The organism is Blochmannia endosymbiont of Camponotus modoc (genome assembly GCF_023585785.1).
Lineage (GTDB): Bacteria > Pseudomonadota > Gammaproteobacteria > Enterobacterales > Enterobacteriaceae > Blochmanniella.
In genome coordinates this window covers 22,172-43,722 of the sequence record NZ_CP097765.1, presented here as the reverse complement: position 1 = coordinate 43,722, position 21,551 = coordinate 22,172, and the positions used below count along the sequence as shown (strand labels likewise).

The following is a 21,551-nucleotide window of genomic DNA, read 5'->3' as shown; positions in this document are numbered from 1 at the left end:
ATGGTATTAGTAAATTTCTTTTTTTTTAAAAAAAAAACACCGGCCAACATCGCTAAAAAAAGACTACAAGAAATTATTTCTGAACATAACATTAGAAATAATTTTACTCCATATTTTTTACCTCAATTAAAAAAAGATTTAGTCCAAACAATAAGTAAATATATACATAATCCACGCATACTTTCAATCCAATTAGAAAAAAAAGACAACAATACATCTATTTTAAAATGTAAGATAATTTTTTTTAATGAAGAAACACAATAAATCGTACAATTAATTCCAATTTTCAATTAAAAAAATTTATCGATACTATTGAACAACAATGTTCTGTCGGTATAAAAGAAGATTACATTGACATATAAAAAAATAAAATTACAACAACTTTGTTATATCTCCTTATTTTATTTAATCAATATCCAATAAAAAATTTTTATTGCAAAAATCCAAATTACAGTAAAAAATGAAAAATACAACCACACATTAATATTGTAAAACAATTCTATAAATAATCATATTGCAATGCTAAAATATAATAAATATATATACTCTTACGTAAAAAATTATTAAAATATGCGACGTCTAACATTATTATTATCATTGATAACCATTATTAAAAACTAGATATCATTTTTTCTTTACAACTACTACATTACGCAAATAAACAGGTTGCGCCTGATTTGGATTAATAAATATTTTATTTCTCCAACTACATATACCTAAAGGCAACATGTCCTGTGCTTCGGGTGACATGACACTTTTCTTTAAATCAATCCCACCAGGCATTCTTATGCATTTCAACATTAGATAGTTATTCCAACCTGTTCCTACAAGAGCCCAGTTACCCTGTATCTTCTGGGAACCATAATATATTAATTTTTTTGCAATTATTTCCGGATTTGTAACAGACTCATTGTCACTACGTACCCAACAACTATCGTCGCTCATTCGATAATAACGAGCCCAATACAACTCACCCATACGCGCATCAATAGTGGATATAACTTGTTTAACAGAAAAAATACGCCAAGCCCCTTGCGCTAGTACTTCCAAAGAAGATACCTCTACTAACGGTAAATCTGCTCCTAACGCTAAGCCTTGTGCGACGCTTATCCCAATACGTATCCCCGCAAAACTACCCGGTCCTCTATTAAATACAATACAATCCAAAGATTGTAAGGTAACACCTGCGTCTATTAATAATTGATTAATCATAGGTAATATATTTTCTGAATGACTCCTTGGAGCTATAATTTTGTGATCATATATGCTATGATTGATCATTACAGCAACAGAACACAATTCAGTGCTAGTATCAAAAGCCAAAATTCGAGTAGACATATCACGTAAATAAAAATGAAATTGTATAAAAATAAAATTATAAATGTATTGCATATATTATATTTTACTTATAGTAAAATATAAAATTTTACTAAACCAACTAAAATGATTAAAACTAGAAATTATACTAATATTTTAATCATATCGATGATATAATGATCAAGTATTTTAGCGCAACAATATAGATATGCTAATCATGTAATTTTTGAAGTATTCTAAAATAAAATACATATACAATAATTAAATCTGATACGTGCAACAACATAAATTTTAAATATTCTTCATTTTCTAAAAATAATAACAATCAAATGTTATATACATAATCAATATACATTCTTAAAATCATAAAGGAAACGTCTGTTTTAAATGGGCATGCATCTTATAGAATTACCCTATCATCCTTATACTATACTGAATCTTTTTGATCCTTTATCTAATACACCATGGTCTATGTTATTGTATTCTGGGCATAATAATAAACACCCAGATAGTCGTTTTGATATATTAGTTACTGATCCAGCGCTGACGTTAATAACGCACAACAATATCACTACAATTTCTGATAATAAAAATCATCAAATTGATAATACAGACCCATTTATCTTATTAAAAAAATATACTCATATCATGAGTATGAAACCAGAAAATAATTGTCAATTACCATTTCAAGGTGGATTTTTAGGTGTATTTGGATATGATCTCGCAAGATATATTGAATCACTGCCAAAATTAGCAGAACAAGACCTTTCATTCCCAGATATGGCAATAGGTTTGTATCGCTGGGCGATCATTGCAGATCATAAACTTGGTAAAAATTATCTTGTTACTCACGATAATCCCAATCAAATATTAACCTGGGTATATAAACAACAACATATATATAAGAAGAATCATGTTTCTAATGCATCATTTAATCTCGTACAACCATGGCAAAGTAACATTAGTCGAGCCGAATATGCACAAAAATTCCATACTATCCAAAAACATATAATTTCAGGAAATTGCTATCAAGTATGTCTTTCGCAACGTTTCTCTGCTCCATATATAGGAGATGAATGGATAGCATTTCGTTATCTGTTACATTATAATCACGCACCTTTTTCAGCTTTTATTCGACTACCAAACAAATTAAGTATACTCAGTTTATCTCCAGAACGTTTTCTAAAGTTACATAATACAAAAATTAAAACTCAACCTATTAAAGGTACATTGCCTAGATTAAAAAACGCACAAGATGATTATCACCAAATTATCAAATTATCTAAATCCACAAAAAATCAATCAGAAAATTTAATGATTGTTGATTTATTAAGAAATGATATTGGAAGAGTAGCTGTTCCGGGCAGTATTCATGTGTCCAAATTATTTGATATTCGATCATTTCCAGGGGTACATCATATGATCAGTACCATTACAGGAGAACTTTCTAATAATTTTTCTGCTTGTGATTTATTACGCGCATGTTTTCCAGGAGGATCTATAATTGGAGCCCCCAAAGTTCAAGTTATGCAATTAATTGAACAACTTGAACCACAACGTCGGCACGTTTGGTCTGGAAGTATTGGATATTTAAGTTGTTGTGGTAATATGGATACCAATATTGCTATCAGAACAATGTTAGCTGAAAGACAATATTTGTTTTGTTCAGTAGGGAGCGGTATTATTTTCGAAAGCGATGAAGAAGTAGAATATCAAGAAATGCAAGACAAAATCTCTACTTTATTGCTACCGTTACTAAAAAAATTTTATTTAAAATAACTACTTTAAATCAACAATTTTATAGTATTACACATACATATATACACATTAATAATACTATTTATTAATGTGTATCATTAAAAAATAAAAGGCATTCTATTTCTACTAATTCAATGCGATACTCTATCATTTTTCGAATTATAAAACGCCATCTATTAATTGTTAACACATCGCCCTCTTTTGGTATACGGTCACAACGGGATAATAACAGACCAGCTAAAGAAGCTACGTGATCACAAACATGCACCAAATCATGAGCCTGTAACGCCTGTTGTAATGCATGTAGATCCATACTACCTTTTGCTAACCAACCTGTCCCATTATTAATTATTTCAATTTCTGGTGTTTCATCTTCATCAGGAAATTCACCAGCTATAGCTTCTAATACATCCAAAGGGGTTATTAATCCTTGAATAATACCAAATTCATTAGATACAACAACCATACTTCCTTTTGCACGCCGCAATTCTTTTAATAAATTTAAGACATCCAAAGTTTCTGGAACTACAATGGGCAAATTTTCTGAAGCATGTGTTTCTAACTGCTCTCCATTAGCAATAGCTGCCATTAAATCTTTAGCACGAACAATGCCTATTAATTGATCCAATTCACCGTTACATACTGGAAACATATTATGAGGAGTATTCATTAACGTAGAATATAACTCTTGCACTGATTTTTGAGAATCTAACCACGAAATTTCATTTCTAGGAGTCATTATACTTCGTAAGGTACGTGAAGCTAACGATAATACTCCAGTAATCATATGGCGCTCCTCTTCAGCAAAATGTGTTTTTGATAAAAGAACTGAAGAATTTTTCTCTGTATCAAAGTTCCATTGAGCTGTATTACCCATTAACCTCATAATCGCCTCTGCTGTGCGTTCACGCATTGATTTGGTTGATTGACCCTTCATGGAATTACAGTGAGCAATTTGATTAAATAATTCAATTAATACCGAAAATCCAATAGCAACATATAAATAACCTTTTGGTATATAAAATCCAATTCCCTCTGCAATTAAACTCAAACCAATAATTAATAAAAAACTTAAACATAAAACTACTACAGTCTGATGACTATTAATGAAATTAGTTAATAAACGAGATGATAGCGACATTATTACTACTGCTATAACAACTGCTATTATCATTATTGTCAAATTCTCTACTGTACCAACAGCCGTTATTACTGCATCGAGAGAAAAAATAGCATCAAAAACTACAATTTGTATTACTACTACCCAAAAACTAGCATATCCACGACTAGCGTGATTATGTACTTTATGTTCTAATTGTTGATGTAATTCAGTAGTTGCTTTAAACAAAAGAAACATGCCGCCAAATAATAAAATTAAATCTCTACCAGAAAATGAAAAAGTAGCAATTTTGCACAATGGTTTTGTAAGGGTAACAAACCATGAAATCAAAGATAATAATGCGATACGCATTATTAATGCTAATGTTAACCCAATAATACATGCGCGTTCACGTTGTTTTTTTGGAAGTTTGTCTGTTAAAATAGCAATAAAAACCAAATTATCGACGCCAAGTACAATTTCTAAAATTACTAAAGTTAAGAATCCTATCCACATGGATATGTCTGTTAAAAATTCCATGATAATCTCCATTGAACATTAGATAGCAAATCGTCTCATGGCATATTTATATTAAACATATTAAAATATCTGATTACATAATGAAGTTGTCAGCAATAAATTAAACCCGATCAAAATACAAGTTTGTGTAGAGGAGAGTGTTGATAAAAATTAAAAATATATTATGTATGACCATAAATTATGTGGATATCACTTACATAATAAGACCATTTTTATGGGATAACATAAAATATCTCTTCAAATTATTGAAAATAAATACTTTAATATTAAGGATAATGTATCATTATGACAAAAAAGACAGTATAATATACTCGTTTATTTTTTGCAGTACATTAAGTTTATTTTAATTCTGTATTGTCTACTAGCTGAAACAAAAAATCAGAAAATAATTTAAACTGTTATAGTGATACAATTTTTACTTTTACATATCAAAACAATGTTAACCTATATACGATAACATTAAAAACAATTCCTTATTGTTTTAAAAATTAAAATAATAAGGAATTGTTAAAAACACACAAAAGAGGGAAAAGTAGTGACTATTGCTATAATATTAGGAGCCCATGGTTCTGTATCTAAAAAATTGATTGAAACCACTGAAATGATCATAGGAAAACAACAAAATGTTGCATGGGTTGATCTATTGCCCGAAGAAAATACTAAAATATTAATTGAAAAATATCATGCACATCTATCAAATCTTAACAAAAGCGCAGGGGTATTATTTTTGGTGGATACTTGGGGGGGGAGCCCATTTAATGCCGCTCATGATATCGTGTTAAATAAAGAAAAATACGATATTGTTACAGGCATGAACATCCCTATGTTAATAGAAGTTTTCATGGAACGCGACAATGTCCATTCCTTTCAAGAACTAATACAAATAGCATTAAAATCGGGTAATGAAAGCATAAAATCAGTAAAATATTCATTAACTAACAACCATTTATATGATGAAAAAGATATTACTAAACACACTGCTGCACCTAAATTATCAGATAAAAATAACAAAAATCATATGATCATTTGCTTGGCACGTATTGACGATAGATTGATTCATGGACAAGTAGTAACTTGTTGGGCTAAAGAATACAATATTAAACGTATTATAGTAGTAAACGACGAAGTATCTAAAGATATGATCCGAAAAACTTTACTTACTCAAGTAAGTCCTCCTGGAATAACTGCTCATGTTTTAGATATCAATAAAACTATACGCGTATACAATAATCCTAAATATGCCGGAGATAAAGTTATAATGTTATTCACTAATCCTACAGATGTTTTACGTCTTTTTGAAGGTGGCGTGCCTATTAATTCCGTAAATATTGGGGGCATGGCTTTTTATAAAGATAAAAAACAAATAAATAATGCTATATCAGTAAATAACACAGATATTGAAGCTTTTAAAAAACTAGATCAATATGGCATTGAATTAGAAGTACGTAAAGTGCCATCAGATCCATCATTAAAAATGATGCAATTAATAAAAAAAATAAATAATTCCTAATTAATTAAATATACAATTTTATTTAATAAATTCATGTAAACACTATATTTTATTTTCATATATTCAGGAAATGAGATGGAAATTAACACACTTCAAATTATTTTATTGTTTATTACGTCTTGTATTATCGGAATGGGCTCGATACTTGACGAATTTCAATGTCATAGACCGTTAATAGCATGTACTCTAACTGGATTAATTTTAGGAGATATAAAAACTGGAATCATTATTGGAGGCACGCTAGAAATGATAGCACTAGGATGGATGAATATAGGAGCTGCCGTAGCACCCGATACTGCTTTAGCTTCAATTATCTCTACTATTTTGGTCATTATGGGGCAACAATCCATCGGATCAGGAATCGCTTTAGCAATTCCATTAGCCGCTACCGGACAAGTATTAACCATTATTGTGCGCACTATTACTGTAGCATTTCAACACGCCGCTGATAAAGCAGCTGAACACTGTAACATAAGAATTTTAAGTTGGATTCATATTACAGCTCTCATGTTACAAGCTATGCGAGTTTCAATTCCAGCTACTATTGTTGGAGTTTCTGTTGGAACTGAAACGGTACACTCTATGCTCCATGCTATTCCAGAAGTGATAACTAACGGTTTAAATATTGCTGGAGGTATTATTGTTGTAGTTGGTTATGCTATGGTTATAAATATGATGCGCACCGGATATTTAATGCCATTTTTTTATTTAGGATTTGTTATTACAGCCTTTACCGATTTCAATTTAGTCGCATTGGGTATCATTGGTATAATTATGGCCATCCTATACATTCAATTATCTCCACGTTATAATCAAGTTAAAAATCAAAATCTTTCTAACCCAACTGTTCAATCCGCAAGTAAACTTGATGATGAACTAGATTAATAAGACTAGATTAATAGGTAATCATAATGATTAATAATCCTCAAAAAATCTACACTAAAACAAAAACAATAAAATTAAAGAAAAATGATATACGTGCAGTTTTTATTCGTTCTAATATTTTTCAAGGATCTTGGAATTTTGAACGTATGCAAGCATTAGGATTTTGTTTTTCTATGATTCCAGTAATCCGACGTTTATACCCAAAAAATAGCAAAGATCAAAAAGAGGCAATTAAACGACATTTAGAATTTTTTAATACACACCCATATGTTGCTGCGCCTATATTAGGAGTCACTATGGCCATGGAGGAACAAAAAGCTAATGGTGCTACTACTATAAATAATGCTTCTATCAATGGTTTAAAAGTAGGACTAATGGGGCCTTTGGCTGGAGTAGGTGATCCGATATTTTGGGGAACTGCTAGACCAGTATTTGCTGCTCTAGGAGCAGGAATCGCTATAGGGGGGAATTTACTAGGTCCGTGTCTATTTTTTATTTTATTCAACACAGCTAGACTAGCTACTCGTTATTATGGCATTACATATGGTTATAAAAAAGGAATCAGCATTGTTAATGATATGGAAGGAGGGGTTTTGCAAAAATTGACAGAAGGTTCTTCAATTTTAGGTTTATTTGTTATGGGAGCATTAGTTAACAAATGGACACATGTAAACATACCATGCGTACTGTCTAAAATTACTGATAATGATGGGAATACAGTAGTCACAACTATACAAAATATTTTAGATCAGCTCATGCCTGGATTCGTTCCTTTATTATTAACGTTTGCTTGCATGTGGTTACTGAATAAGAAAGTAAATGCACTATGGATTATTATAGGATTTTTTGGGATCGGAATTGTTGGATACTGGACAGGATTATTAGGTCTTTAAACAAGAAAGTTAGAGCTACAAAAAAATAAGAGAACCTAAGAAGTAAAAATATTATTTAATATTAATAAAAGGTTCTCTTATTTTTTTGTAGCTCTAACACACTATCACAGCAGTAACCATCATCCATTATTTTAAGATCTTTACCAAAATTACTAAATTAACACATTAGTACCGCATCTTATCTTATGTACCTATACACATTCTTAAACTTTAAAAAAGTACTATGTATTTCACATCAACAGTAAATTTGTACTATGATACTCGCTGTTTTTTCAAAATACCCTTATTTTATACAAATACACACACATTAATCATCATATATCATAAAGCCGTCACGTTTACAGCAGATGGACCTTTGTGTCCATCTTGAATTTCAAATTCTACGCTTTGTCCTTCAGACAAAGTCTTAAATCCATTTCCTTGAATAGCAGAAAAATGTACAAATACATCTTTACTACCATCTGACGGTGTAATAAAACCAAAACCTTTAGATTCATTAAACCATTTTACTTGACCTTTAATTTTTGCCATCTTACGTATTTCCTTTAGAGTGTTTACATTTGCCGTAACAGCGATTAAAAGACAAACCAGAGTTATTATTCTCGTGAAACATTCAAATAAGAGGAAATTATATTATTCATACATAACACTTCTTTACTGAAGTTATCAAAATACTACTTATATACGGAAGCATATCTCGGTTTACCTGACATTTGATCACTTAATCATAGGATTAAGTGATCCTACTAATAATATATAAAAATCTTTCATTCATATTTTCACTATCATCATTGATGAAAATAATGCAAAGACATACTGAAGTAATGCTGCAATTCAACGCACTCACTATGTAAACCAATTTATTCAATTAATCATAATATCTAAAAATTTTTACATATAAATACAGAACTACTCTACACTACTATTTCTATCATATAAAAGCTAAAAACAAAACAAATTTTTTCGTTATTTTAGAACATAATGAAATTAAAATAAAAATTTCTATAAAAACATTGTGTTCACGCTAAATGCTACGGATAAGATAGCATTTATTTTTTACTTTGTAAATCATACGACACATAACCCTTTACATAAACTCATAAAAACAATCATTTTCATCTTTAATCAAAGTTATTTATTTAAAAAAATAAGACGACTTATTCAAATAAGTACCATGTTGTAATGCTTCTATCCTCTTATCTAAAGAAGGATGAGATGCGAATAAATCACTTAATATACTTTTTTTTACACTATTAATATACAAAGTAGTAATATTATTAGACATGTTAAGTGTATGACTATATTTTAATTCTTGTAAGGCAGTAATAACATTTCTGCATCCTACTAATTTAGCGGCACCAGCATCCGCGTAAAATTCACGATGACGAGAAAACCAAAACACGATGATGCTAGCAAACATACCGAACAAAACTTCTAAAATCGTTGATACAATAATATACACTATAGAATTATTTATATCACAATGATTACTGCTACGGATATCAAGCTGCTCATCATTTTGGTCATTTATAAACGAAGTCCAATAAAAGATCATCGCGGTAAGACTACGCGATACAAAAATCACAAAAGTATTAATTATACCTTGAATAAGAGTCATAGTAATCATATCTCCGGAAGCGATATGATTCATTTCATGAGCAACAACAGCCTCAATTGACTCTTGATTCATATTTTTCAAGAGACCAGTACTAACGGCTATTAATGCCGAATTTCTTCTTGCTCCCGTAGCAAAAGCATTCATATCTATAGAATCGTAAATAGCCAACTGTGGCGGAACAATATCTAATTGCTTAGCCTGACCATGTATTATTTTCAATAATAAATGTTCTACATCATTAGATGCTTGACTAATGATCAAACCATTAACTGCAGATAAAGCTATAGATTTAGATAATAATAGCGAAATAAACGCTCCTCCGAAACCAAATATTCCAGCCATTCTCATTAATTCAAATGTAGTAGAAGACCAACATCCCAGTAAGCTCAATATACTACCAAATAATATCATTACTGATAAATTAGTAATTAAAAATAATATAATACGCATCATAAAAACCATCTTCCTTTTTACTAAAAAACCTAAATATTTAAACAATATCTAGTGATATAGATAATTTCAATTTTTAAGAATCTTTTATGTACAATAAAAACATTTCTATATTAATGTTTTAAACAATTAAAAACGTCTAATTATTACAAATATCTTTTTTCAAAAATAAAAAAATTTTAAACTTCTATTAATTAGAATAAACAAATTAATGATCACTATAATATATGAAATCATTACGTATAAAATTTATATTCATTCCAAAAACGACCATCTTTAGCAATCATAGTTACAGAATCTGTAGGGCCCCAAGTACCAGCTTGATAAAGCTTAGGGGCATTATTTTCCAATTCCCAAGCTTGCACAATAGAATCAACCCATTTCCAAGCACCTTCTATTTCATCACAACGAACAAATAATGCTTGGATACCGCGCATAGTCTCTAACAATAATCGTTCATATGCATCGACTACATGTTCTGGACAAAAATCTTTATAAAAACTTAAATTTAATTTGGTAGTATGTAATTGATGTTTATGGCCTAATCCGGGTACTTTATTCAAAATCTGAATATCTATCCCTTCGTCTGGCTGTAATCGAATAGTCAACTTATTGTTAGGCAAGTCTTTATACGAATCAGGAAATAAATTAATCATTGGTTTTTTAAAAAAAATTACAATTTCAGAACATTTAATTGGTAACCTTTTCCCAGTACGTAGATAAAATGGAACACCAGTCCAACGCCAATCATCTATGTTGACACAAATAGATACAAATGTTTCAGTATTGCTGCTTTTATTAGCCCCTTCTTCTTCTAAATAACCAGGCACTGGTTTCCCTTGAATAAAACCAGCCGTATATTGTCCGCGCACCGTAACATCATGTACATTATTACAACTAATTTTCCTCAACGAATGAAGCACTTTAACTTTTTCATCTCGAATACAATCAGCGCTTAAATCAGTTGGGGGTGACATAGCTATGATAGTCAAAATCTGTAATAAATGACTTTGTATCATATCACGCATTTGCCCTACCGAATCAAAATATTTCCAACGACCTTCAATACCTACTTCTTCCGCCACAGTGATCTGCACGTGATCAATAGTATTATTATCCCAATTTGAAGAAAATAAATAATTTGCAAAACGCAATGCCAATAAGTTCAAAACTGTTTCTTTTCCTAAATAATGATCAATGCGATAAATTTGCTTTTCCTCAAAATATTCTGATATCTGCGCATTAATAATACGAGCAGAAGCTAAATTAGTACCCAACGGTTTTTCTATAACTACACGATTTGATTTTTTATTTAATCCAATGGTGCTTAACCCTTTACATATAACACCAAACGTATCAGGAGGCATAGCAAGATAATTTACTGTCTCTATGTCTATGCTTTTTAGCTTATCTAACAACAAAACGAATCGTTCAGTTTGATATACATCTAAATTACAAAAATCAAGTCGTGCTCTAAACACATGCCATAGCGATTCATCAATGGGATCTGGCATAAATGTTTTTAAAGCAACATATACAACTTCAATATACATAACAAGATTCCACTCTGCACGGCCTACTCCTATAATACGTGTGTCGGGATGAATAGCGCCTATTTTTTCTAATTGATATAATGATGGAAACAGTTTTCTGCGTGCCAAATCACCTTTTGCTCCAAAAATAATTAAATTACATGCTTGAGTGATAGATGTTAATCTCATATTTATTCTCTGATATGTTAAATGAATATAAGTTTCTAATATTCATCATATATAGGTAGGTTATATAACAATACAAACTTGTTATATTTAATCAAAACACAATAATAAGTAGCCTAATTAAATTTGAGTTTATAAAAATAACAACCCGTAAGAAATTAGACATTATTTATAATATTGATTATTAATTGTCTTTATATTTTCACAATGTTTTTAACACATTTTTATATTTTTTAAGATATATCATCAAACTACATATCCAAAAAATTAATATGCCTAAAGATTAATAAAATATATAATAATACATATTTTGCAATAACTGAATTAACGTATCATAAGTTTGTTCATAATTGAATAGTTTATTTTATATTAAAAAATCCTATCTACCACAACTGTAACTATCTATGTGTTTATTTAATCGATAGATTATCATTAATATTTATAATCTTAGATGCTATTACATTAATGTTGCTAATATTTCCAAAAAATTTAATTAATTATTTTATAAATATCAAGAACAAATATTCTATTTATAATATATATACTGTCATATAGTATATTAAAATTTAATATAAAATAAACATAAATTATAACATAAATAACATAATTAATGATCGCCATTCTTTAATATTGATTATTTAAATTTAAGTCGCATAAGGAACTATTATTATGTCTCAACAATTGAGAAGAACTAAAATTATCGCTACTTTAGGTCCTGCTACAGATAAAGGTAACAATCTTGAAAAAATAATTATCTCAGGAGCAAATATCGTACGACTAAATTTTTCTCATGGAAAAACACAAGAACACTTTTTCCGAGCAGAAAAAGTACGCGAAATCGCTTCCAAACTAAGTATATATATTGCTATTCTTGGAGATTTACAAGGCCCTAAAATCCGTATCTCAACTTTTCAAGGAAACAAAATATATTTAAAATCTGGAGATAACTTTTTAATTGATGCCATGATGACAAACAATAATAAAGGTAATCACAAATGCGTAGGTGTTGATTACAAAGAACTCGATCAAGACGTGCACCCAGAAGATTTACTTCTATTAGATGATGGGAAAATTCAATTAAAAGTTATAAAAATCCATAACACTAAAATATATACTAAAGTAATTATTGGCGGTATGTTATACAACAATAAAGGCTTAAACAAATTAGGAGGAGGACTTTCAGCGAAAGTCTTAACAAACAAGGATAAAATTGATATTATCACCGCGGCTCAAATTGGAGTTGACTACCTAGCAATATCATTTCCTCGTAGCAGTATAGATTTAAATTGTGCACGAAAATTAATTGTCGATGCTGGTAGTCATGCAAAAATTATTTCTAAAATAGAACGCGCAGAAGTAGTTGCATCTGACGAAACAATAGATGATATCATTCACGCATCAGACGCAGTAATGGTAGCTCGAGGAGATTTAGGAGTAGAAATTGGAGAACCAGAACTAGTGGGTGTGCAAAAAAAAATAATACAAAGAGCACACGCTCTTAATCGAGCAGTCATTACCGCAACTCAAATGATGGAATCTATGATTCATAATTCTATGCCTACTCGCGCAGAAGTAATGGACGTAGCTAATGCAGTATTGGATGGTACTGACGCAGTTATGTTATCCGCTGAAACTGCTACAGGTCAATATCCATCTGAAACTGTAGCAGCTATGGCTAATGTATGTTTAGGTGCCGAAAAAATTTCAAAAATCAATTTTTTATCAGACATCAACCAAAAAAAAAAATTTGATGATATCGAAGAAGCTATCGCTATATCTGCAATGTATACTGCCAATCACCTAACAGGAGTAAGTGCTATTATCGTTTTGACTGAATTTGAACGTACTACGTTATTAATGTCTCGTATCAATTCAAAATTACCTATTTTTGCTTTATCCCAACACAAACACATCTTAAATATAGTTACTCTTTACAAAGGAGTTATCCCTATTTATTTTAATAGAACAGGGAATAACGTGATAGATGCCAAATATGCTAGTAATTTATTACGCGACAAAGGACTTCTTCTATCTGGTGAATTAGTAGTTGTGATACAAAATGATATATACAATAAATGTGATGTAATTAATATTAGTCACATTTTACAAGTAGAATAATTATCATTGATTGAAATATTTTTTTTGCAATTAAATAAAAAATTAATAATATCGTTATACATATAATATGTAATATTACTTAAAAACAAAACACGAATGCATGCGCATAAACTGTCTTAAAAAAAGAAACTAAATAAAAACTATATTGCTAAAAAATTATAAAATTAAACACATCTAATCAAAACGTAGTTGAGGAAGAATTTCTTTTACTTGATTTAAATATATCGTACGTTCATGTCCTAATAACTTCTCAAAATTCAATAATGTAGTGGTTAATGGGTTTACAGGGCGATGATTGATCCATATTTCAAAATGTAAATGAGGCCCTGTCGATCGACCTGTATTTCCAGATAGCGCTATGTTGTCACCTAATTTAACTCTTTGTCCAGGCTTAACTAATAACTTTTTTAAATGCATATATCGAGTTGTACAATGGCAATTATGCCTAATTGTCACATAATTACCAGCAATTTTACTATATGCGCTGACGATAACTTCTCCATCTCCTACAGATACAACAGGAGTACCTATTGGAACAGCAAAATCAACTCCAGAATGAGGGGATACTTGACCAGTCACAGGATTTAATCTATTTAAATTAAAATTAGAAGACACACGAAATGGTTTTAATGTAGGAAAGCGTATAAAATTACCCCCCAATCTCACAGCTTCACGATCATACAATTTACCGTTATTTGCGCGAAATACATAGTAATCTTTACCAGCAGTACACAATCTCGCTCCAAGTAATGTACTTTTAATACTATGATCAGCATTTATCATTATTGATATTAACACAGCAAATCTATCTCCCTGATGTAGTTTGTGAAAATCTAATTGATATCGTAATGCATTAGTTATATCTGTAATACAATTTTCCTCTATACCTAAAGAACGAGCGCTATCAATAAATGTTCCATTTAATGTACCTATAAATAAAATTGAAGGAGATAACCCGTCATTTAATTGATTTAAAAATCTAATAATTCCTTCTGTAAAACTAGTATCCATACGATTGTAGACACGAATTTCTTGCGGAAAAATATCCCAAACTAAGCATTGTAATTTTTTTTTTGTAATTATTATCCAAGAAAGTATTTGCCCCATTTTTATCTGTCTTAATATTGGATACTGTTGTAGCAAAAGAGTAATTTCAGAAGCATCGATACCATTGCTACTATATTTTATTAAAATTTTACTCAATATCTCATTCTGAGATACTGTATAGTTATACATGTTTATTTCTCTTGATGACTTATTAAAATACCAGTGTTTCTTTAAAATATTAGAACGAACCATCACATTATTGAAAAATTTTCCATTTTTCATAATTTCAAATTGATGAAACTCATGGTTCTTAATAAGAAATGCTTTGCTAGAATTTTTTTTATTTTTATTCAACGTGCATGAAATAAAAACTTCGCAAACCATTACAATCACAATCATTAACAGAAACAAAAATACCATTATAAAATAATGCTTATGCATATAACGATATAATAACTTAATAGAACTAACAATAATACTACGCACTAATTAATAGCCTATATTACGATCTCCAACAAAAAGAGAATCATTCTGACCAAAATTAAAAGAAATTATTACAGAAAATAATACAAATGACTTTAATTTTAACGCTGTCTCTCAATAAAACAATCACATTACTTATGTACCTTGTGACAAATAATTACATATAGTAATATCTATTGATTACTTTTATGTTTTAAAATATCTATAATGACCTCCTTAAATATTTTTACTAATACACAACCAATCTACCCACATAAATACTACAATATTAAACACTTCTACTTGATGACATAAATTAATCAGGCGCATCAGTCATTATATCCGCTGATGCCGTAGTTTTAGGAAACGCAATTACCTCCCGAATGCTCTTAGAACCAGTTAATAACATAGCTATCCGATCCAATCCAAATGCCAAACCAGCATGTGGAGGCGCTCCATATTTTAATGCATCCATGAAATACCCAAATTTTTTTTTCTGATCGTTTTGAGTAATACCTAAAATGTTAAATACCTCTTGTTGTATATCAAATGAATGAATACGTGCTGATCCACTACCAATCTCGCAACCATTAATCACCATATCATAAGCTTCTGAAGTTACTAATAACGGATCTTTCTTTAACATTTGAATGTCACAATTTTTTGGAGAAGTAAACATATGATGCATAGATATATATTCTCCATGACTGTTCTTTTTAAACATCGGGAAATCTATTACCCATAGAGGAGCCCAAGAATCTTTCTTGATTAAACAAAGATCATTACCTAATTTTAATCTTAAAGAACTTAACATTTTTGTGATAGATTGGTTTTTATTATCATTAAACCCAACAAACAAAATGTCATGACTGTTAATATTAGTTTTATTTAAAATAACATCTAAAGTTAAGTTATCTATAAAATTAGTGACTGATCCTTGAATCTCTTTTTTAGTAATATCATTATCACTAAATTGAACCTTAACCCACATTAATTCCTTCAAGCCACATTGTTTAGAATAATAAATATACTCATCGATCTGTCTTTGTGTCAATTGTCTACCATTAGGTACCTTCATAGCTATTGCCTGCACATCAATATTATTTGCTCTAATAAATGACAACCTATTCTGTGTTGACTTAAATAAATATGATACATCAAACATTTCTATTGGATTTCTCAAATCTGGAGCATCAGATCCAAAACGTTGCATTACTTCAGAATATGTAAACTGCGAAAATACTCCCAGTTCTACATTTAAAATTTCACGCCAAATGATACGAATAAAAATTTCCATAAGTTCTCGTATTTTTTGTGTTGTCATAAAAGAAGTTTCAATATCTATTTGAGTAAACTCTGGCTGACGATCTGCACGTGAATCTTCATCCCGAAAACATTTAGTAATTTGATAATATCTATCAAAACCAGAAACCATTAATAATTGTTTAAATATTTGAGGTGATTGAGGTAAAGCATAATTTTTACCCGTGTGCAATCTACTAGGAACAATATAATCACGAGAACCTTCTGGAGTAACTTTTGTTAACATCGGTGTTTCAATATTCAAAAATCCCTCTAATTCCATAAAACGATGAACAATTGACATAATACGCGATCGAGTTTTTATTCGATAAAACATAATAGAACGTCTTAAGTCAAGATAACGATATTTTAATCTATTTTCTTCAATATTATTTTTACTGATATCCAATGGTAATGGATCAGAAATATTAAGAATAGAAAATTTTTTCGCTACTACTTCAATAGCACCGGTAGATATATTACTATTAATTTGGTTTTTAGGGCGTGCACGCACCATACCTATTAACTGTATACAAAATTCTTGTTTCAATTTAGCAGCAGATATACACACTTCTTTGTTTTGATGTGAATCAAAACAAACCTGTATACATCCTTCTCTATCACGCAAATCAATAAAAATTAACCCACCAAAATTACGATATTTATTAATCCAACCGCATAATGTAACTTCTAAACCTACATGGGACAAATTCAATTGACCGCAATATGCAGTACGCATACGAATACCTCTAATCATGAATATCGAATTGGATAATATCTATTTTACAGAAAATTACATATCAATTAAACATATGTATATTGTAGCTGACAAAAATATATACGCTTTTGTTTTCAACAATTCATAAAAATAAAGCTATTTCCAACATGATGTGAATAATCTGAAAAAACATTATAGAACCTTTTTCTACACTACACTAAAATTTGTTTAAATTAACCATAATTTAAATTTAACTTATATTTATTTAAATAATATTACAACACTTAATCATTTAAAATAAATAATACACAACAAAACCATATACAAGGATACATTTGTGTCCTTGTATATGGTTTTTATTTATGATATTTTTTATTATAAATAGAATTAAATCTTTAATTATATTGCTAATATAGAAATAATATATGTTTAAAACACTTATATGAATATTCAAAAATTTTTACTAAAAAAAATTCATCGAGCTTTACTTGCAATTACAAATGAATCATTTTTTCATTTGATACAAGTACAACAATCAACAAAAAGAAAATTTGGAAACTATCAAATTAATGGATTAATAGCTATCTCTAAGAAACTCAATATACCTGTGGAAGAATTCTCTAAAAAATTCATAAAATTTATTAATTTAAATGATGTTGCTCATACAATAAAAATTGAAAAACCAGGATTTATTAATATATTTTTAAATCCAACATGGATATCCAATCAAATTAATAATATTTTTTCCGCATCTCATTTAGGTATTACTCCAGCTACACCAAAAACTATTGTTATTGACTATTCCGGCCCAAATGTTGCAAAAGAAATGCATGTTGGGCATTTACGTTCAACTGTTATCGGAGATAGTATCGCACGTGTCTTATCTTTTTTAGGACATAATGTCATTCGAGTCAACCACATAGGAGATTGGGGCACTCAATTCGGTATGCTTATCGCCTATATAGAGAAAAATACACAAACTGGGTTTGTATTAAATAAAACTATACAATTATCTACGCTAGAACATTTTTACCGAGAAGCTAAAAAAAAATATGATATTGATCCTGATTTTGCTGAATTGTCCCGAAATTATGTTCTAAAATTACAAAAAGGCAATAAACATTATCGTCAAATATGGAAACATCTAGTAGATATTTCCATATTAAACAATCAGAACATATATGTACGATTGAATATTAACTTAAAAAAAAGCGACATTATAGGAGAAAGTTTTTACAATGATATGCTGCCTGATATTGTGTCAGATTTAAAAAATAAAGGCTTAGCCGTTACAAGTAATGGAGCTACTGTGGTATTTCTCGAAAATTATCATAACAAACACGGTGCTCCTTTTGGAGTCATTATTCAAAAAAAAGACGGAGCTTATTTATACAGCACTACTGATATTGCTTGTATAAAATATCGTTGTAAGGTACTACATGCTGATAGAATTATTTACTATATTGATTCTCGACAAAAACAACATCTAATACAAGCATGGGAAATTGCTGATAAAGCAGGTTATATAGGAAAATCAGTGTTATTAGAACACCATATGTGCGGTATGCTGCTTGGAAAAGACGGTAAACCATTTAAAACACGATCTGGCAATGCGTTGAAATTAAAAACATTATTAGATGAAGCTTTAGAACGCGCTCGTTGTTTAATATTAAGAAAAAACCCTAATTTAAAATATACTGAAATTAATAAACTAGCACATATTATTAGTATTGGAGCTATTAAATATTCTGAGCTATCAAAAAATCGTATTACAGATTACATATTTGATTGGAATAACATGTTAAACTTTGAAGGAAATACAGCACCTTATGTGCAGTATGCATGTACCAGGATTTTTGCTATTTTTAAGAGATCTAAACAACCTAGTTTTCAATTAAAAAAAAACAATATTCAATTAGAAACTGAAGAAGAAATATTGTTAGCAATTTGTTTGCTTCAATTTGAAGAAATGATTGTTGCGGTATCAAATCAAGGAGCTCCTCACATACTGTGTTCTTATTTATATAAATTATCCGTATTATTTTCCTCCTTTTATGAAAACTGTCCCATTATCAAAGCGCATAATATACATATAAAATATAGTAGATTAAAATTAGCATTAATTACTGTTCGTATTTTGAAAACAGGATTAAATTTATTGGGAATTAAAACGGTAAGATATATGTAAAAATTAATATCTCTTTTATTACATCAATATCAATCTTTACTCAAAAAAATAAAATCTTTTAAACGCATTCCTACACACCATAACATTATACCATAACTACTGCTAACTAATATCAAAGCCCCTATCATTCTAACTAATCTATACAAGATATTTCCTTGATCCCAACTAGATACATACGCTAATAATCCTAAACATACTATACACATTACAAAAAGAGCAATCATTAATTGGCAACAAAACAATAACCATCCAGATTGCAATTGAAATAGATATTTTTTTTTAAATTTCCAATATAACAACCCCGCATTTAGCCATGCACCCAAACTGATAGAAAAAGCAAAAACAATATGCTTTAATGTATTAATGCATACTAAATTTATAAATTGAGTAAAAAAAAGTACAATAACAACTATATACGCTGGAGTTTTAATATCACGGAGAGCATAAAAACCAGATGTTAATACTTTGGTAAAAATTAACCCAGGCAAACCTATTGCATATGCAATTACAGAATACTGTGTCATTAACACATCAAATTCTAAAAATTTCCCATACTTAAACAATGTTATTACTAATGGTTCAGAAAAAACACCTAAAATAAGAGCACTAGGTAAACTTAATATAAAACATAATCTCATACCCCAATTCATTAAATAATGATAATCTCCATAATTTTTCCTAGAAATAAAACGAGATAAATATGGCACTAAAATAGTGCTTAATGTTACACCAAAAACTCCAATAGGTAATTCCATCAATCTATCAGCATAATACATCCAAGAAACAGAACCATCTATTAAAAAAGACGCAAAAACAGTATTAATAATTAATGATATTTGACTACTTGAGACCGCAATCACAGCAGGCACCATGGACCGGAATATTCTACACACCCTATTATCATAAAGTTGCATTTTTGGAATAACTAACATATTAATTTTTTTTAAAAATAGCAAACAATAAACACACTGTAATACTCCCCCTATAATAACTGACCAAGCTAAACCCATAATAGGAATATGAAAATATGAACATCCTATCAATAACATGTAACTTATCATGCTAATATTTAAAAAAATAGGAGTAAACGCTGGAACTAAAAAAAAATTACAAGCATTCAAAATCGCCCCCATTAATGATGTCAATGATACTAATAAAATATAAGGAAGCATCACTCGAAACATCTCAATAGTCATAATAAATTTTTCTGAAGAACTATTAAAACCTGGAGCAATAACCATAATAACCCAAGGTGCTATCAGTAACCCAATGAATACTACAACAGTTACGGTAACTATTAACAAGGCAGATACTCTAGAAATAAACACTCGTATTTCTTCTTTACTTTCTCGAGATTGATATTCTGATAATATAGGAAGAAAAACTTGATAGAATGCTCCTTCAGCAAAAATACGTCTTAATAAATTAGGCAATTTGAAAGCAATAAAGAATGCATCTGTCATAATACTGACTCCAAACATTCGAGCCATGATAGTATCTCTAATAAAACCCAAAATACGAGATAAAATAGTTATAAAACTTATTGCAGTCAAAGACTTTAACAGATTCATCATATTAAAATTTTTTAGTATTTAGTATTAACACAACAACACAAAAACACTATTTTTTTATAACTTAAACAATTGCTCCAATTTTATGTACAATTTTAAAATTCTTTCCACGAAAGAACATTTAAAAATTTTTTAAAAATCATATATTTAAAATGCTAATACAGTTCACATATAATTACAATTATTACATATCTCTGATATAGTATATGCAGACTAATACATATAAAACACAGTACTCATGAAAAAATAACCATGACAAAAATCATATTTCTTATTTCGCATATTTTAAAAGATGATCGCTTAAAATGCTTCTTTAATTTTTCTACAAAATTATTTATACATAAATATGTCACATAT

The 21,551-nt window shown here is 29.4% G+C and carries 15 protein-coding genes; 7 read left to right on the top strand and 8 right to left on the bottom strand.

Translation table 11 applies throughout. The annotated features are described in order from the left end of the window. Positions 1-264: a cell division topological specificity factor MinE gene (minE, locus tag M9396_RS00180; RefSeq protein WP_250256690.1), complete on the top strand. Its 264-nt coding sequence runs from the start codon at positions 1-3 to the stop codon at positions 262-264. Positions 265-624: 360 nt separating this feature from the next. Here minE and tsaB read toward each other — a convergent pair whose 3' ends face one another. Continuing rightward, on the bottom strand, positions 625-1,338 hold the full coding sequence (tsaB, locus tag M9396_RS00175; RefSeq protein ID WP_250241254.1) for a tRNA (adenosine(37)-N6)-threonylcarbamoyltransferase complex dimerization subunit type 1 TsaB: 714 nt from the start codon (positions 1,336-1,338) through the stop codon (positions 625-627). Between the two features lie 366 nt (positions 1,339-1,704). On the opposite strand from tsaB, the gene pabB reads away from it, so the two are divergent. After that, the gene (gene pabB, locus M9396_RS00170) at positions 1,705-3,096 is read left to right on the top strand and encodes an aminodeoxychorismate synthase component I (protein ID WP_250256689.1); all 1,392 of its coding nucleotides are present in this window, start codon (positions 1,705-1,707) and stop codon (positions 3,094-3,096) included. A 64-nt stretch (positions 3,097-3,160) separates the two neighbouring features. Here pabB and M9396_RS00165 read toward each other — a convergent pair whose 3' ends face one another. Beyond that, the gene (locus M9396_RS00165) at positions 3,161-4,714 is read right to left on the bottom strand and encodes a TerC family protein (protein WP_250256688.1); all 1,554 of its coding nucleotides are present in this window, start codon (positions 4,712-4,714) and stop codon (positions 3,161-3,163) included. Positions 4,715-5,249: 535 nt separating this feature from the next. On the opposite strand from M9396_RS00165, the gene manX reads away from it, so the two are divergent. From manX to M9396_RS00150, 3 genes are all read left to right on the top strand, one after another. After that, positions 5,250-6,224, top strand: a complete 975-nt coding sequence (manX, locus tag M9396_RS00160) for a PTS mannose transporter subunit IIAB (protein WP_250256687.1) — start codon at positions 5,250-5,252, stop codon at positions 6,222-6,224. Positions 6,225-6,299: 75 nt separating this feature from the next. Then, entirely contained in the window at positions 6,300-7,109 is an 810-nt protein-coding gene (locus tag M9396_RS00155; protein ID WP_250241264.1) for a PTS mannose/fructose/sorbose transporter subunit IIC, read from the top strand. 26 nt (positions 7,110-7,135) lie between these two features. Next, entirely contained in the window at positions 7,136-8,002 is an 867-nt protein-coding gene (locus tag M9396_RS00150; protein WP_250241267.1) for a PTS mannose transporter subunit IID, read from the top strand. A gap of 321 nt (positions 8,003-8,323) precedes the next feature. On the opposite strand, the gene cspE is transcribed toward M9396_RS00150, so the two are convergent. The 3 genes from cspE to zwf all read right to left on the bottom strand — a co-directional run bounded on the left by cspE (position 8,324) and on the right by zwf (position 11,791). Beyond that, positions 8,324-8,533, bottom strand: a complete 210-nt coding sequence (gene cspE, locus M9396_RS00145; RefSeq protein WP_011282991.1) for a transcription antiterminator/RNA stability regulator CspE — start codon at positions 8,531-8,533, stop codon at positions 8,324-8,326. Between the two features lie 604 nt (positions 8,534-9,137). Beyond that, positions 9,138-10,073, bottom strand: coding sequence for a protease HtpX (htpX, locus tag M9396_RS00140; protein WP_250241270.1), 936 nt, complete (start codon positions 10,071-10,073; stop codon positions 9,138-9,140). Positions 10,074-10,306: 233 nt separating this feature from the next. Continuing rightward, the gene (zwf, locus tag M9396_RS00135) at positions 10,307-11,791 is read right to left on the bottom strand and encodes a glucose-6-phosphate dehydrogenase (protein WP_250256686.1); all 1,485 of its coding nucleotides are present in this window, start codon (positions 11,789-11,791) and stop codon (positions 10,307-10,309) included. Positions 11,792-12,457: 666 nt separating this feature from the next. On the opposite strand from zwf, the gene pyk reads away from it, so the two are divergent. Beyond that, the gene (pyk, locus tag M9396_RS00130) at positions 12,458-13,906 is read left to right on the top strand and encodes a pyruvate kinase (protein WP_250256685.1); all 1,449 of its coding nucleotides are present in this window, start codon (positions 12,458-12,460) and stop codon (positions 13,904-13,906) included. Positions 13,907-14,080: 174 nt separating this feature from the next. Here pyk and mepM read toward each other — a convergent pair whose 3' ends face one another. Together mepM and aspS are read right to left on the bottom strand one after the other, a co-directional pair. Continuing rightward, complete coding sequence (gene mepM, locus M9396_RS00125) at positions 14,081-15,439, bottom strand: murein DD-endopeptidase MepM (RefSeq protein WP_284308620.1); 1,359 nt, start codon at positions 15,437-15,439, stop codon at positions 14,081-14,083. A 292-nt stretch (positions 15,440-15,731) separates the two neighbouring features. Next, a complete protein-coding gene (gene aspS / locus M9396_RS00120) occupies positions 15,732-17,456 on the bottom strand; it encodes an aspartate--tRNA ligase (RefSeq protein WP_250241279.1) in 1,725 nt (574 codons plus the stop codon). A gap of 421 nt (positions 17,457-17,877) precedes the next feature. On the opposite strand from aspS, the gene argS reads away from it, so the two are divergent. Then, positions 17,878-19,623 (top strand): arginine--tRNA ligase, encoded by a 1,746-nt coding sequence (argS, locus tag M9396_RS00115; RefSeq protein ID WP_250256684.1) that lies wholly within the window; start codon positions 17,878-17,880, stop codon positions 19,621-19,623. Between the two features lie 29 nt (positions 19,624-19,652). Here argS and murJ read toward each other — a convergent pair whose 3' ends face one another. Continuing rightward, positions 19,653-21,194, bottom strand: coding sequence for a murein biosynthesis integral membrane protein MurJ (gene murJ / locus M9396_RS00110; RefSeq protein WP_250256892.1), 1,542 nt, complete (start codon positions 21,192-21,194; stop codon positions 19,653-19,655). Positions 21,195-21,551: the final 357 nt, after the last annotated feature.

What these genes read in the sequence shown, in the direction of transcription:
- tsaB (WP_250241254.1), bottom strand. Translation starts at nt 1,338, where the DNA reads ATGTCTACTCGAATTTTGGCTTTTGATACTAGCACTGAATTGTGTTCT.
- argS (WP_250256684.1), top strand. Translation starts at nt 17,878, where the DNA reads ATGAATATTCAAAAATTTTTACTAAAAAAAATTCATCGAGCTTTACTT.
- zwf (WP_250256686.1), bottom strand. Translation starts at nt 11,791, where the DNA reads ATGAGATTAACATCTATCACTCAAGCATGTAATTTAATTATTTTTGGA.
- M9396_RS00165 (WP_250256688.1), bottom strand. Translation starts at nt 4,714, where the DNA reads ATGGAATTTTTAACAGACATATCCATGTGGATAGGATTCTTAACTTTA.
- pyk (WP_250256685.1), top strand. Translation starts at nt 12,458, where the DNA reads ATGTCTCAACAATTGAGAAGAACTAAAATTATCGCTACTTTAGGTCCT.
- M9396_RS00150 (WP_250241267.1), top strand. Translation starts at nt 7,136, where the DNA reads ATGATTAATAATCCTCAAAAAATCTACACTAAAACAAAAACAATAAAA.
- M9396_RS00155 (WP_250241264.1), top strand. Translation starts at nt 6,300, where the DNA reads ATGGAAATTAACACACTTCAAATTATTTTATTGTTTATTACGTCTTGT.
- minE (WP_250256690.1), top strand. Translation starts at nt 1, where the DNA reads ATGGTATTAGTAAATTTCTTTTTTTTTAAAAAAAAAACACCGGCCAAC.
- cspE (WP_011282991.1), bottom strand. Translation starts at nt 8,533, where the DNA reads ATGGCAAAAATTAAAGGTCAAGTAAAATGGTTTAATGAATCTAAAGGT.
- aspS (WP_250241279.1), bottom strand. Translation starts at nt 17,456, where the DNA reads ATGCGTACTGCATATTGCGGTCAATTGAATTTGTCCCATGTAGGTTTA.
- pabB (WP_250256689.1), top strand. Translation starts at nt 1,705, where the DNA reads ATGGGCATGCATCTTATAGAATTACCCTATCATCCTTATACTATACTG.
- murJ (WP_250256892.1), bottom strand. Translation starts at nt 21,194, where the DNA reads ATGAATCTGTTAAAGTCTTTGACTGCAATAAGTTTTATAACTATTTTA.
- htpX (WP_250241270.1), bottom strand. Translation starts at nt 10,073, where the DNA reads ATGATGCGTATTATATTATTTTTAATTACTAATTTATCAGTAATGATA.